Genomic DNA, 13866 nt, shown 5'->3' on the forward strand with positions numbered 1-13866 from the left:
CCGGTCTGAGGGGCTATAGCTCAGGCGGTTAGAGCGCTTCGCTGATAACGAAGAGGTCCAAGGTTCAAGTCCTTGTAGCCCCACCATCCCCTTCCCGGGGCCTTAGCTCAGTTGGTAGAGCGCCTGCTTTGCAAGCAGGATGTCGGGAGTTCGATTCTCCCAGGCTCCACAAGCTTTCCTCTCGAACGACCCTGCTGCGGTCGTTCCTCCCTTCGCCGGGTCGTTTCGCTGTGTCTGTCGGCGCCTTCGGCGCGCCGCTCCGCGATGGGGTCCGCCCGGTGTTCGGCTTCCGCCCGGTGTTCGGCTTGCGCCCGGTGCTGGGGTTCCGTCCGGTGTTCGGCTTGCGTCCGGTGCTCGGCTCGCGTTGTGGGGGGGTGCGTCGAGATCGCGGGTCGGGGTGGAAGCTGGGCCGATCGGGGCGCGGGAGTGCGATCTCGCGCGGGTTGATGCTGCGCATCTGTGGGCCTGGAGGCGCGGTGCGGGCCGGAGCGCGCCTCCAGGCCGTCACCGCCACGGGCGAGGGGGCCCGGCGGGGCGGTGCGTTGGTCGCGGGAAGTGTCGGGTGGGGCCGGCGGGAGCGACGAGTTCTGCGACCGCGGCGAGCAGCGGACGGCATGTCGTGCGACCAACCCGAACCGCTGACCCGACGACACGACCTCGGGGCGTCGCCTGCCCGGGGACGACGAAGGGCCCCGGCGGGTGCCGGGGCCCTTCGTACGAACCGGGAGGTCAGGCGGAGGGCTTCTCCGCCGTGTCCGCGTCGTCAGCGACCCAGAGGTCGTCGTCGGCGCGGAGGGTCTGGTACGCGGCGTACGCGGCACCCGCGACGGCGACCACGCCGACGACGATGAGCGCGACACCGCCGAAGCCGATGCCCTTCTTCTGGTGCGGCACGTACTTCTCCGCAGCCTTCTTCGCCTTCTTGCCCTTCTTCTGGGCGTTCTTCACGATCTTCTTCACCCGGGGGTCCTTCGCGAGGTCGCCCACGCTCAGCACGGAGCCGGCGGTCGCGACGAGGCCGGGCACGACCTCGGACTGGAACCGGTGCGACGCGTTCTGCGCAGCACTGGTCGCTGCGTGGACGCCCGTGGCGACAGCCGGCCGGATGCCGTTGTCGATCGCGTTCTGCACCCGGGGTGCGATGTCCTTGCGTGCGGCATCGGCCGCATTCGAACGCGCCTCCGCCAGGATCGCGTTCGCGTGCTCGAGGACCTTGCGCTGCTCTCCGAGGAGCGAGGCGGTCTGGCCCTTGAGCTTCTTGATCTGCTTCCGACGCTTGCGCGGGATCTCGATCGTCGTCATCTGGTACCTCCATCGGATCGGCGTGAGTCCCATCCTGCCACCGGACTCCCTGACAGGTCACGGAGCCTCACCTGTGGGATCCGTCTGACCCTCAGCCGTACATGCGAGAATCGGAACATGTCTCTGCACACCGCTGTCGCAACGATCCACACGAACAAGGGCGACATCCGCGTCAACCTGTTCGGCAACCACGCTCCGAAGACCGTCAAGAACTTCGTCGACCTCGCGACGGGCAAGCAGGAGTGGACGTACCCCGGCACCGGGAAGGTGTCCACCGACAAGCTCTACGACGGCGTCATCTTCCACCGCATCATCAAGGACTTCATGATCCAGGGCGGCGACCCGCTCGGCCAGGGCATCGGTGGCCCGGGCTACCGGTTCGACGACGAGATCTCGCCCGAGCTGACCTTCCAGAACCCGTACATCTTCGCGATGGCCAACGCCGGCATCCAGGGCGGCCGCGGCACGAACGGTTCGCAGTTCTTCATCACCACCGTGGCGACGCCGTGGCTGCAGGGCAAGCACACCATCTTCGGCGAGGTCGCGGACGACGAGTCCCGCGCGGTCGTCGATGCCATCGAGGGCGTGGCCACGGACGGCCGTGACAAGCCGCTCGAGGACGTCGTCATCCAGAGCATCGACGTCGAGGACGTCTGAGCCACCACGTGAGCGATCCGGCGTACAACTCCGACAACACCTGCTACCGGCACCCCGACCGGCAGAGCTTCGTCCTGTGCCAACGGTGCGGGCGGACCATCTGCCCGGAGTGCCAGACGCCGGCGGCGGTCGGGGTGCACTGCCCGGAGTGCGTGCGTGAGCAGCGTGCGCAGTTCGCGGCGAACCGTCGGGCGACCGGTCCCAGTGGGATGACGGTCGCCCGGCGGCGCTTCGCCATGCTCGACCAGAAGGCGACGGTCGTCATCGTCGCGGTCTCGGTGGTGCTGTGGCTGCTCAACCAGGTCAGCGGCGGGTACGTCAACGCCTGGCTGAGCTACTACACGCCACTGGTCGGGACGCAGCCGTGGCGCCTGATCACCGGGCTCTTCGTCCACTCGTCGTTCTTCCACATCCTGTTCAACATGTGGGCGGTGTGGATCTTCGGGCGGATGCTCGAGAACATGCTCGGCACGTGGCGCTTCGTCGCGTTGTACCTGCTCGCCGGACTGGGCGGTGACCTCGCGGTCTCGCTCCTCAGCCCCGGGACGCAGGTCGTCGGTGCCTCCGGCGCCATCTTCGGCCTGTTCGCGGCGTTCTTCGTCATCCAGCGGAGTCTCGGCTACAACGCGGTCCAGCTGCTCGTGATCATGGGCCTGAACCTCGTCGTCGGCTTCCTGCCCGGCACCGCCATCTCGTGGCAGGCGCACGTGGGTGGGATCGTCCTCGGCTTCATCACCGGGTTCGTGTTCTCGAAGACCCGCAATGTCCGTCAGCGCGGGCTGCAGATCGGGTTGCTCGTCGCCGAGGCGGTCGTGCTCATCGGTGGCATCTACGCCGCCTACACGTCCCTGCAGCTCGGCATCGGTATCTGAGTCAGGTCGCTCGCCGGCCGGCCGGCCAGTCGAAGGCCCCGTCGCTCGTGCGGCGGGGCCTTCGACGTCTCCTGCGCACGGCAGGCGCTCGTGCGTGCGGGCGCGCCGCAGGCCGGGCGTCCACACGCGTCCGTGCGTGCGGTCGCACCGGCACGCCGGGCGTCCGTGAGCGCCACTCCGAGGCGTTGTCCACACGTGCACGATCGAGTTGTCCACAGGTGTGGACAAATCGGTGAGTTACACGCGTGTGATTATCCCCACTGTGGACTCAACTGTGGATAACTCGCGGACAGGGGTGTGGACAGCCGTGTGGAGAGTATGGAGAACTGTGGAGAACCGGCTCGCTCGTGGGGAGAACCCAAACACGAGCCCCGCGCGGTTGTGGAGAAGCCCGAGAACGACGACGCCCGCCGCACCAACCGGTGCGACGGGCGTCGAGGACGTGACGGGCCTGGCTGCTAACGCCAGCGAGTGGTCATGAGGAAGCCGATGAACATGATGCCGAAGCCGATGAGGATGTTCCACGAACCGAGGGTCGGCACCGGGAGCGTCGTGTTCGAGATGTAGAAGACGATGACCCAGGCGAGCCCGATGAGCATGAAGCCGAACATGACCGGCTTGAACCAGACGGGGTTCGGCTGGTCCCCCGCTGTGTCGACCGAGTCGGCTCGGGTCCTCCGGGCGGGCTTGGTGCGGTCCTTGTCCTTGGCCATGGCCGGTATCCTACCGTGACCACGTGTGTGGGAAGGCTCTCAGCTCGCCGCACACATCCCCCACGAGTACGGTGAACGACCATGACCAAGATCCTCGTCGTCGACAACTACGACAGCTTCGTCTACACGCTGAACGGCTACGTGCAGCAGCTCGGGGCGGAGACCGACGTGGTCCGGAACGACGCCTTCCCCGAGTCCGAGGTCGCCGACCGCATCGCCGACTACGACGGTGTCCTGCTGTCGCCCGGGCCCGGTACGCCCGCTGCCGCCGGCGTCTCGATCGCCACGGTGCACGCTGCCATCGCCGCGGACAAGCCGCTCCTCGGGGTCTGCCTCGGGCACCAGGCGATCGCCGAGGCGCTGGGCGCCACGGTGACCCACGCCGAGGAGCTCATGCACGGCAAGACGTCGCAGGTCGACCACGACGACAGCGCGCTCTTCGCAGGCGTCCCGCACCCGTTCACCGCCACGCGGTACCACTCGCTCGCCATCGTGGACGGTACCGTCCCCGACGAGCTCGACGTCACGGCGCGTACCGGTGGTGGCGTGATCATGGGCGTGCAGCACCGTGAGCACCCCGTCTACGGCGTGCAGTTCCACCCCGAGTCGGTCCTGACCGAGGGTGGGTACCGCATGGTCGGCAACTGGCTGGAGACGACGGGTCTCGCCGGTGCCGCCGAGCGTGCGGCGGGACTCACCCCGCTGCTCGCGGCGCACCGCTCCTGACGGACCTCCGGACTGGAGGCGCGACCCGCCTCCGCCGTCCGCGCCGCGTCACGACGTGGTCGGATCGGGATCGGTTCGGCCCTCGGCCGGGGCACGTCGGGTACGTGGTCAGGCCAGCAGCCTGATCAGGTCACTGACCGTCCGTGCCGCCGTCGCCGCCACTGTCGCCCCCGCCGTTGTCGCCGCCCTTGTCGCCGCCGTTGTCGCCACCGGAGGAAGGCGGCGGGGTCTGCTGGACGGACGCCGCGCAGTAGGTCAGGGTGACGGTGCTGCCCTGCGCGATGTCGCCGGCGGGCGCGCTCTGCTGCGTCACGGTCCCGCCCGTGCAGGCGTACGACGGTGCCGGGGTCACGGTCAACCCGAGACCGGCCAGCGTCGTGTTGGCGGTCGAGAACGGCTGCTGCGTGACGTCCGGCAGCTGCACCTTGCCGTTGGACACCGTGAGGTTCACGACGGAGCCCTTGACGTGCTGCGAGGCGGCAGCGGGATCGGTGCTCATGACCGTCCCCTCCGGTACGTCCGGTGAGTAGTCGGAGTTGATGGCGCCGAGCGAGAAGCCGGCGGCCTGCAGTTGCTTCTCGGCGGCGTCCTGCGCCTGTCCGGCGAGGTCCGGGACGGCGACCTGTGCCGGCCCGAGCGACACGACCACCCGGACGTTCTGGCTGCGGCCGACGTTCGTCCCCGAGCCCGGTTCCGTCCGGATGACCGTGCCCTTATCGACGTCGTCGGAGTTCTCCTCCACCTTCACCGGCACGAGGTCACGCTTCTCCAGCGCGGACGCGGCGGAGTCGTACGTCGCGCCGACGACGTTCGGGACGCTCACCGACGACACCGGGCCCTTGCCGGGCTGGAGGTTCGCGACGAAGAACACGACCGCGACGATCACCGCGGCGGTCAGGAGGATGCCGACCCAGATCCACGCCACCGGCGGACGGTTCTGCGTGCGCTGCGGCCGGTGCTCGGCGGTGTCGTCCTCGAGCTCACGGAAGGCCACGGCGGGGTTGGACGTGGTGCGGGGGTTCACGCCGAACAACACCGTGGAGGCGTCGTTGGCGGCCTGCTGCTGCAGCTTCCGGGTCGACGCGGGCACGTGGCCGGCGGCGGCCTGCTGGAGTTCGGTGCGGAACTCGGCGGCGTTCTGGTACCGGCGCGTGCGGTCCTTCACGAGGGCGTGCAGGGTCACGGCGTCGAGTGCCGGCGACACCTCGGGCGCGAGCGAGGACGGGGCGACCGGCTGCTCGCTGACGTGCTGGTACGCGACCGCGACGGGCGAGTCGCCGATGAACGGTGGCCGACCGGTGAGGAGTTCGAAGAGCACGACGCCGGTGGAGTACACGTCGGTGCGGGCGTCGACGGTCTCGCCGCGGGCCTGCTCCGGCGAGAAGTACGACGCGGTCCCGAGGATCGACGTGGTCTGCGCGACCGTGGCCGACGTGTCGGTGATGGCGCGGGCGATGCCGAAGTCCATGACCTTGACCTGGCCGGAGTGCGTCACCATGACGTTCGCCGGCTTGATGTCACGGTGGACGACCCCGGCTCGGTGCGAGTACTCGAGCGCGGTGAGGATGCCCTCGGTGATGCGCACGGCCTCGTCCGGGGCGACCGGTCCGTCGCCGACGATGTCGGAGAGCGGACGACCCTCGACGTACTCCATGACGATGAAGGGCACCTGCACCTCGGCGCCCGAGGTCTCGGTGACGGTCTCCTCGCCGGCGTCGTAGACGCGGACGATCGTCGGGTGCGCCATGCGGGCGGCAGCCTGGGCTTCCTGTCGGAACCGGGTCCGGAACGCCGGGTCGTTGGCGAGGCTCGGCTTGAGCAGCTTCACCGCCACCTTGCGTCCGAGGCGGGTGTCGTTGCCCAGATGCACTGTGGCCATGCCGCCCCGACCGATGACGTCACCGATCTCGTAGCGGTTGGCGAGGAGGGTGATCCCCGCGGTCACACCTTCTGGCACGTACTCCTCCGAATGTCCGTCCGGGCCAGTGTACGGCAGGCGTCACTGGTGAGACGCTGCGGACGGGGGCCCCGACCGAACCGTTACGCAACGGTGTCGCGAGCCCCCGACCGAGGGTCAATCAGTTGTCGTCCTGCGGGGCCTGACTGGGGTTCGTCCCGTTGGTCGGGTTGTCCGTCGGATCACCCGATGCCTGCCAGGCGTCGCTCGAGGCGCTCTCCGACGCGGCCGAGGCGGGGAGGTTCCCGCACGTCACCGTGTACGTCAGCGAGGCGGTCTTGCCGACCGCGTCGATCTGCACGGTGACCGACCGGTGCGAGGCGTCGAGGGTGCCCGATGTCTGGCTCGAGGTGTCCTTGCCGCCCGTGATCGTGTACGCGTACGACGACACGGTGTACCCGGTCGGGCACGTCGCGGCCGCCCAGCTGAAGGTGACCTGGCCGTCCGACGACACCGTCCCGGGCGACGCCGAGTTCGGCTGGTTCACGGTCGGCTGCGCCGTGTACTGCTGGATGACGACGACGGCGCCCTCCGCCAGGCTGCCGGTCGGGCTGATCGACTGGACGGTGTTCGCCTTGTCCGCCGACGGGGCCGGGTCGCCGTCCTCCACCTGCGGGGTGAGGCCGAGCTGCTGCAGCTTCGCCTGGGCGTCCGCGACCGACAGTCCGACGTAGTCCGCCGCGTTGACCAGGACGCGGGCCTGCGTCGGGGTCGCCGTCGGGGTGTTGCTCGGGCGCGGCGAGGCGCTCTTCGACGTCGGCGACGGGGTCGGCTCGGCGCTCCCGTCGCCGTTCAGCGCGAACGCGGCGATGACGCCCGCGACGGCCAGGACGACGATGCCGCCCACGAGCCACCAGATCCACGCGCGCTTCTTCTTCGGTTCCTCGTCCCCGCCCTCGACGGGCGAGCCGGGCGTGCCCGGTCCACCGGCGACGGCACCGGCCTGGGTCCCGATGAGCGCGGTCGCCGCGTCGTTGCCCTGGCCCTGCGGCGGGTTGAACGCCACGGTGCCACCGGCGGCGATGGCCGGCACGGCGACGGTCGCCGCGGCGACGTCCCCGCGGCGGAGCGCCTGGGCGGCCCGTGCGAGGTTGGCGGCGGTCGCCGGACGGTCGGCCGGCTTCTTCGCGATGCAGGACATCACCAGGGCAGCGACCGGCTCGGGGATGTCCCCCGGGAGCGCCGGCGGCTGCTCGTTGATGTGCGCCATCGCGATCGCGACCTGCGACTCACCGGTGAACGGACGGCGTCCGGCCAGGCACTCGTACGCGACGATGCCGAGCGAGTAGATGTCGGTGGACGGCGATGCCGGGTGTCCGCTCGCCTGCTCCGGCGAGAGGTACTGCACGGTGCCCATGACCTGGCCGGTCGCGGTGAGCGGGACCTGGTCGGCGATGCGGGCGATGCCGAAGTCGGTGATCTTGACGCGGCCGTCCGGCGTGATGAGCAGGTTGCCCGGCTTGATGTCGCGGTGCACGAGGCCGACGGCGTGCGCGGCCTGCAGGGCGTTCGCGGTCTGGGCGACGATGTCGAGGACCTTGTCGACCGGGAGCGTGTGCTCGCGCTCGATCATGGTCGAGAGCGCCTCACCGGGGACGAGCTCCATCACGAGGTAGGCGCTGCCGTCCTCCTCGCCGTAGTCGAAGACGTTCGCGATGCCCTCGTGGTTGACGAGCGCTGCGTGCCGGGCCTCGGCGCGGAAGCGCTCGAGGAACCCGGGGTCGCCGAGGTACTCGTCCTTGAGGATCTTGAGTGCCACGGTCCGGCCGATGACGAGGTCGGTGGCCTGCCACACCTCTCCCATGCCGCCGATGGCGACGCGGGACGAGAGCTGGTACCGCCCACCGAAGGTGAGTCCGCTGGTGGGTCTCATTTGTTCAGCACCGCCTCCATGACTTTCTTCGCGACCGGGGCCGCGACCGTGTTGCCGACGCCGGACTGTCCGAGTCCGCCGCCGTTCCCGACGACGACCGCGACGGCCACCTCGGGGTCCTTCGCCGGGGCGAACCCGGTGAACCACAGCGTGTAGGGATCGCCCGTGCCACCCTCGGCCGTGCCCGTCTTCCCGGCGACGTCGACACCGTCGATCTTGGCATTGGTGCCGGTCCCGGAGCTGACGACGCTCTGCATGGCCTCGGTCAGGTCGCTGGACTCCGAGGCCGACAGCGGGTCGCTGTACTGCTTCGGCGAGAAGGACTCGACGGTCTTCAGGTCGCTCGTGGTGATCGAGTCGACGAGCGAGGGCTGCATGACCTTGCCGCCGTTCGCGATGCCGGCGGAGACCATGGCGATCTGCAGTGGCGAGACGCGGACGCTGGCCTGGCCGAAGGCGCTCAGCATGAGCTGCGCGGTCGAGTCGACCTCGGGGTACTGGCTCGCCGTGGCCCGCATCGGGACCTCGATCGCGTCGCCGAAGCCGTACTTGTCGGCCATGCTCTTGATCGCGTCGTAGCCGAGCTTCTGCCCGAGCTCCGCGAACGGGATGTTGCACGAGTACTGGATCGCCGTGCGCAGCTTGACCTTGTCGCCACCACCGCACGAGCCGCCCTCGGCGTTGTTGATGTAGGTGCTGGTGCCGGGCAGCTGCAGGCGCGACGGGTTCGGGAACTCGGAGTCCAGGGAGTACTTGCCGCCCTCGAGGGCCGCCGACGCGACGATGAGCTTGAACACCGAGCCCGGCGTGTAGAGGTCGCCGCCGATCGCCCGGTTCTGCAGCGGGGTGCGCGTCTGGCCGAGCAACGCGTCGTACTGCGCCTTCACCTTCGCGGTGTCGTGCGAGGTGAGCGTGTTCGGGTCGAACGACGGCTTGGACACCATCGCCAGGATCTTGCCGGTCTTCGGCTGGATCGCGACCACGGCGCCGGTGTTCGCGCCGAGCGCGTCGTAGGCGGCCTGCTGCACGTCGGGGTCGATGGTCAGGTTGACGTTGTCGCCCTGGACGTCCTGCCCGGTGAGGATCGCGTTGAGGTTCTGGAAGAACGAGGCGTCCGAGTTGCCGGACAGAACGGTGTTCTCCGCGCTCTCGATGCCGGTGTTGCCCTGCCCGATGGTGAAGTACCCGGTCACGGCCGAGTACAGGTCGCCGTTCGTGTACTTGCGCTGGTACTGGTACTGGTCGTCGACCGGGGTGGACTCGGCGATCGGGCTGCCGTTGACCAGGATCGCGCCGCGTTTCGTCGAGTAGCTGTCGAGGATCGTCCGCGAGTTGCGGGAGTCGGCGCGGAGGGAGTCCGCAGAGAAGAACTGGATCGAGGTCGTCGACACGAAGAGCGCGACGAACATGAGCACGATGACGGTCGAGACACCGCGGAGCTGTCGGTTCATCGGCTGCGCTCCTTCCTGGTCGTCCCGCGGCCGCGTGCAGCGGGGATCGCACCCTGTTGCACGCGCTGTTCGGCGGGGATTGCATCGGTCAGGCGCAGCAGCATCGCGGCGATGATCCAGTTGGCGACGAGGGACGACCCACCGGCGGCCATGAACGGTGTCGTCAGACCGGTGACCGGGATGACCCGGGTGATGCCGCCGACGACGACGAAGACCTGCAGGGCGATGATGAAGCCGAAGCCGACGCCGAGCAGCTTGCCGAAGTCGTCCTGGGCCATGAACCCGACGCGCAGGCCGCGGGAGGCCAGCACGATGAAGAGCGCCAGGATCGCGAAGACGCCGATCAGGCCGAGCTCCTCGCCGAGCGACGCGATGATGTAGTCCGCGTTGGCGACGGGGGTGATGTACGGGCGGCCCTGGCCGAGGCCGGTCCCGGTGATGCCACCGTTGGCGAAGCCGAAGAGGCCCTGGACGAGCTGGTAGCTGCCCTGGGTCTGCCGCGTGAAGATCTCCTGGTTGAACGGGTCGAGCCACTGCTCGAAGCGTCCGTGCACGTAGACCAGTGCGGACTGGGCGATCAGTGCACCGCCGACGAACAGCACGAGGCCGATGACCACCCATCCGAGACGGCCGGTGGCGACGTAGATCATCACCAGGAACAGGCCGAAGTACAGCAGGGCGGTGCCGAGGTCGCGCTGGAAGACGAGGACGCCCATCGCCGCGCCCCACATCACCAGGATCGGGCCGAGGTCACGAGCGCGCGGGAAGGTCATCCCGAGGAACTTCTTGCCGACGATCGACAGGGAGTCCCGGGCGGTGACGAGGTAGCCGGCGAAGAACAGCGCCATGGTGATCTTCGCGAGTTCACCCGGCTGGAAGGTGAACGATCCGAGCTTGATCCAGACCCGCGCGCCGTTCACGTTGAGGCCGATCCCCGGCAGCATCGGCAGCAGGAGCAGCGCGATCGTCAGGAACATGAAGATGTACCGGTACCGCTGCAGGAACCGGTGGTTCCGCACGAGCACGATCGTGGTGATCGCGAGGACCATCGCGAGCATGGTCCACACGATCTGCTTCACGCCGATCGCGCTCCACCCGGTGAGTCCGTTGTGGACGTCGATCCGGTAGATCTCCGCGATCCCGATGCCGTTGAGCACGAGGGCCACCGGCAGGATGAACGGGTCGGCGTTCTTCGCGACGACCCGCAGCACCACGTGCATGATCAGTGCGAGGCCGAGGATGCCCGCACCGGTCCACAGCACCGAGGTGTCGAAGAGCTTGCCCTTGGTGCCGAGCTGCACGAGCACCATGGCACCGGCGCAGATGCCGCACGCGATGATGAGCAGCACCAGCTCGAGGTTCCGGGCGCGCGCCGGCTCCCGCAGCTTGATCGTGATCGCCTGCGTGAAGGACTGGGCGGTGGCGTTGCTCATCGCTTCGCCCCGGGGGAGGGCGTCGGGGACCCGGTGGGCGAGTCGGACGGCGTCGGGGTCGGCGACGACGATCCGCCGTCACCACCCGTGCCCGCCTGGTCCTGCCCGGTCTCGGCGGCCTTGCGCAGTCGGTCGACGATGTCGCGCGCGTCGTCGAGCGACTGCGCGTTGATCGTTGAGCGGACGTTCTCCCGCGTGTAGTCCGGCAACGACGACGTGGTGATGTCGGTGTCCTCGTACACGTCGGAGAGTGCGATCGGTCCGATCGACTGCTGCACGCCCTTGTAGATCGCGACCGTGCCGCGGTCCGTGCCGACGTAGTAGTGGTCCTGGATGATCCGCCAGCCGAAGAACACCGCTCCGACGAGTGCCGCGACGGCGACGACCAGGGCGATCGTCCACGAGATGCGGCGACGGATCCGGCGGCGGCGGTCCTCGGCGATGAGCTCCGCGAAGAACTGGTCGGACTCCGGCTCGAAGTGCGAGTCCTCGGGTGCCGTCGTGACCTTGAGCGGGTGCAGCAGGATCGTGGGGAGGCGGATCGGCTTGCGGCCGGTCGACGCCTCGAAGGTGAGCGGTGCTGCCGCGGAGCCGACCGTGGTGGCCGCGTCGTCGTCGTCGCCGGGGTCGGTGTCGGTGACGTCCATGACGACGACCGTGACGTTGTCCGGGGCACCGTGGTCGAGCGTCTCCTTGACGAGTCGCTGCGTGACCTGGTTGGCGTCCATGTTCGACGCCAGGGCGTGTCGGATGCGTTCCTCGGCCAGGTAGGACGACAGCCCGTCCGAGCAGAGGAGCCAGCGGTCGCCCGGCTGGATGTCCATGATGGCGGTGTCGACCTCGGGCGCCGCGTCGACGTCGCCGAGCACGCGCATGAGCACCGAGCGGCGGGGGTGGACCGCGGCTTCCTCCGGCGTGATCCGACCGCTGTCCACCAGACGCTGCACGAAGGTGTGGTCCGAGGTGATCTGACGGAGTTCGCCGTCACGGTGCAGGTAGATCCGGGAGTCGCCGATGTGGGCGATCGCGATCTGGTCGCCGACGCGGATCATCGCGGACACCGTGGTGCCCATCCCGGTGAGCTCCTGGTGCTCGAAGACCGTCTCGGTGATCAGCTGGTTCGCGGCGATGAGGGCGGACTGCAGCGCGAACTCGGCGTCGTGGGCGGACGGGAACTCCCGGTCGACCTCACGGATGCGGCGGATCGCGATCGCCGAGGCGACGTCGCCGCCGGCGTGCCCGCCCATGCCGTCCGCCACCGCGAACAGGTGCTGTCCGGCGTAGCCGGAGTCCTGGTTGTTCGCGCGGATGCGCCCCACGTGGGACACAGCGGCGCTCAGCGTACGAGCCGTCATCCGGGCTTACCGCCGCAGCTCGAACGTCGTCGTCCCGATCGTGATCGGCGTCCGCTCCGCGATGGTCACGGGGGCGGTCACCTTCTGACCGTTGACGAACGTGCCGTTCGTGGACTCGAGGTCGGTGAGGAGCCAGCCGTCGGCGCGCAGGTCGAGGCGGGCGTGGTTCGTGGACGTGTAGTCGTCGCGGATGACGACGTTGGACTCGCTGGACCGGCCGATCGTGATCGGTCCGCCGCCGAGCGGCATCTCCATGCCCTCGCGCGATCCCTCGGTGATCACGAGGCGGGTCGCGACCGGCGTGGCGGGCTGCTGCGCGCCTCCAGGCTGACCGATGAGGTCCGTGAACGCGCCGTTCGACGCCGGAGCCGACGGCGCTGCGGCCGGGACGACGGGCGTCGTCGGGCCGGACGCGCCGGCCTTCGGATCGGTCGGGATGGTGCGCACGCGCTGCCCGAACAGATCGCTCCGCAGGGCGAAGACGATCACGAAAACGAACAGCCAGAGCACCGCGAGGAACGCGAAGCGCAGGACGAGCAGGGTCAGCCCTGTGGTCACCTGGTACCTCCGTCGTTCTCGGGGATCACCCGGAACACCATACGGGTACGACCGATCTCGATCGTGGAATCCGGCTCCACGATGGCCTGCTGGAAGCGCTCGCCGTTCAGTTTCGACCCGTTCGTCGACCCGAGGTCGTTGGCCTGGGCGTGCTTGCCGTCCCAGATGACCTCGACGTGCTTGCGGCTCGTGCCGGTGTCCGCGACGGTGATGTCCGCGTCGCTGCCCCGGCCGATGACCGTCCGGCCGCGCTGCAGCTTGTGCCGCTGCGAACCGATGTCCAGGACCGCGACCCAGGCGACGTCGCGCTGCACGGTCGTCGAGTCGATCTGCAGGATGCCGGTCGAGAGCGTGCCGTCCTGCTGCAGGCGGATCGTGACCGGCCCGGAGAAGGAGTAGTTCTGCGCGACGGCGTGCTGCTGCACCATCTGCGACAGTTCGTCGATCAGCGGGCGACCGACGTCGTTCATCCGGGTGAAGTCCGGCGGCGCCAGGCGCACGGTGAACTCGTTCGGCACCAGGATGCGCTCGCGCGACACCACCGCGGCCTTCGTGTCGAGCTCGCGGCGCAGTGCGCTCGAGATCTCCACGGGCTGCACGCCGGAGCGGAAGGTCTTCGCGAACGCGCCGTTCACGGCACGCTCCAGCCCTCGCTCGAAGCTGTCCAACAGGCCCATGGGTCTCCATCGTTCTCGGTCACCGACCACTGCATGGTAGTGGTTGGCGTCTGGCAGCGTCTGTGCGTGGTAGTGTTCTCGGGCTGGCGCGAGTGGCGGAATTGGTAGACGCGCACGGTTCAGGTCCGTGTGCTGGAAACGGCGTGGGGGTTCAAGTCCCCCCTCGCGCACCAGGCAGGAACAGGCCCCCGGAGGAATCCGGGGGCCTGTTGCGTTCCCCGGTCCGCACACCGCGTTCGGACGGTCGCGTGGCCGCGACGACCGGCCTGGAGGCACGACCCGCCGCCGTCCC

Annotated in this window: 12 protein-coding genes and 3 tRNA genes; 6 read left to right on the forward strand and 9 right to left on the reverse strand. The window is 69.1% G+C overall.

Annotated elements, in window-relative coordinates; genetic code table 11:
- Positions 1-9 precede the first annotated feature (9 nt).
- Positions 10-86: transfer RNA gene (locus ACRQ4B_RS03010), tRNA-Ile, on the forward strand.
- A gap of 10 nt (positions 87-96) precedes the next feature.
- Positions 97-169: transfer RNA gene (locus tag ACRQ4B_RS03015), tRNA-Ala, on the forward strand.
- 560 nt (positions 170-729) lie between these two features.
- Here the strand turns inward: ACRQ4B_RS03015 and ACRQ4B_RS03020 are convergent.
- Positions 730-1302, reverse strand: coding sequence for a hypothetical protein (locus tag ACRQ4B_RS03020; RefSeq protein ID WP_439693208.1), 573 nt, complete (start codon positions 1300-1302; stop codon positions 730-732).
- 117 nt (positions 1303-1419) lie between these two features.
- On the opposite strand from ACRQ4B_RS03020, the gene ACRQ4B_RS03025 reads away from it, so the two are divergent.
- The gene (locus tag ACRQ4B_RS03025; protein ID WP_439693209.1) at positions 1420-1959 is read left to right on the forward strand and encodes a peptidylprolyl isomerase; all 540 of its coding nucleotides are present in this window, start codon (positions 1420-1422) and stop codon (positions 1957-1959) included.
- An 8-nt stretch (positions 1960-1967) separates the two neighbouring features.
- The gene (locus ACRQ4B_RS03030; RefSeq protein WP_439693210.1) at positions 1968-2831 is read left to right on the forward strand and encodes a rhomboid family intramembrane serine protease; all 864 of its coding nucleotides are present in this window, start codon (positions 1968-1970) and stop codon (positions 2829-2831) included.
- Positions 2832-3289: 458 nt separating this feature from the next.
- On the opposite strand, the gene ACRQ4B_RS03035 is transcribed toward ACRQ4B_RS03030, so the two are convergent.
- On the reverse strand, positions 3290-3544 hold the full coding sequence (locus ACRQ4B_RS03035) for a cell division protein CrgA (RefSeq protein ID WP_439693211.1): 255 nt from the start codon (positions 3542-3544) through the stop codon (positions 3290-3292).
- Between the two features lie 81 nt (positions 3545-3625).
- On the opposite strand from ACRQ4B_RS03035, the gene ACRQ4B_RS03040 reads away from it, so the two are divergent.
- Positions 3626-4270, forward strand: coding sequence for an anthranilate synthase component II (locus ACRQ4B_RS03040; RefSeq protein ID WP_439693212.1), 645 nt, complete (start codon positions 3626-3628; stop codon positions 4268-4270).
- 130 nt (positions 4271-4400) lie between these two features.
- Here ACRQ4B_RS03040 and pknB read toward each other — a convergent pair whose 3' ends face one another.
- The 7 genes from pknB to ACRQ4B_RS03075 form a co-directional block, all read right to left on the reverse strand.
- Entirely contained in the window at positions 4401-6227 is a 1827-nt protein-coding gene (gene pknB / locus ACRQ4B_RS03045) for a Stk1 family PASTA domain-containing Ser/Thr kinase (RefSeq protein ID WP_439693213.1), read from the reverse strand.
- 121 nt (positions 6228-6348) lie between these two features.
- Positions 6349-8100: a protein kinase domain-containing protein gene (locus ACRQ4B_RS03050; protein ID WP_439693214.1), complete on the reverse strand. Its 1752-nt coding sequence runs from the start codon at positions 8098-8100 to the stop codon at positions 6349-6351.
- Complete coding sequence (locus tag ACRQ4B_RS03055; protein WP_439693215.1) at positions 8097-9551, reverse strand: peptidoglycan D,D-transpeptidase FtsI family protein; 1455 nt, start codon at positions 9549-9551, stop codon at positions 8097-8099. The genes ACRQ4B_RS03050 and ACRQ4B_RS03055 overlap by 4 nt, the downstream gene beginning before the upstream one ends.
- A complete protein-coding gene (locus tag ACRQ4B_RS03060) occupies positions 9548-10984 on the reverse strand; it encodes an FtsW/RodA/SpoVE family cell cycle protein (protein ID WP_439693216.1) in 1437 nt (478 codons plus the stop codon). The genes ACRQ4B_RS03055 and ACRQ4B_RS03060 overlap by 4 nt, the downstream gene beginning before the upstream one ends.
- On the reverse strand, positions 10981-12339 hold the full coding sequence (locus ACRQ4B_RS03065; protein ID WP_439693217.1) for a Stp1/IreP family PP2C-type Ser/Thr phosphatase: 1359 nt from the start codon (positions 12337-12339) through the stop codon (positions 10981-10983). Before ACRQ4B_RS03065 ends, ACRQ4B_RS03060 begins: the two co-directional genes overlap by 4 nt.
- Before the next feature lie 6 nt (positions 12340-12345).
- Positions 12346-12897 carry an FHA domain-containing protein FhaB/FipA gene (locus ACRQ4B_RS03070; protein WP_439693218.1) on the reverse strand — a complete coding sequence of 184 codons (552 nt, stop codon included), beginning with the start codon at positions 12895-12897 and terminating at the stop codon, positions 12346-12348.
- The gene (locus ACRQ4B_RS03075) at positions 12894-13574 is read right to left on the reverse strand and encodes an FhaA domain-containing protein (RefSeq protein ID WP_439693219.1); all 681 of its coding nucleotides are present in this window, start codon (positions 13572-13574) and stop codon (positions 12894-12896) included. Before ACRQ4B_RS03075 ends, ACRQ4B_RS03070 begins: the two co-directional genes overlap by 4 nt.
- Positions 13575-13660: 86 nt before the next feature.
- Between ACRQ4B_RS03075 and ACRQ4B_RS03080 the strand changes: the two genes are divergently transcribed.
- Positions 13661-13747: transfer RNA gene (locus ACRQ4B_RS03080), tRNA-Leu, on the forward strand.
- Positions 13748-13866: the final 119 nt, after the last annotated feature.

It is taken from the genome of Curtobacterium sp. SP.BCo (genome assembly GCF_051903265.1).
Classification (GTDB): Bacteria; Actinomycetota; Actinomycetes; order Actinomycetales; family Microbacteriaceae; genus Curtobacterium.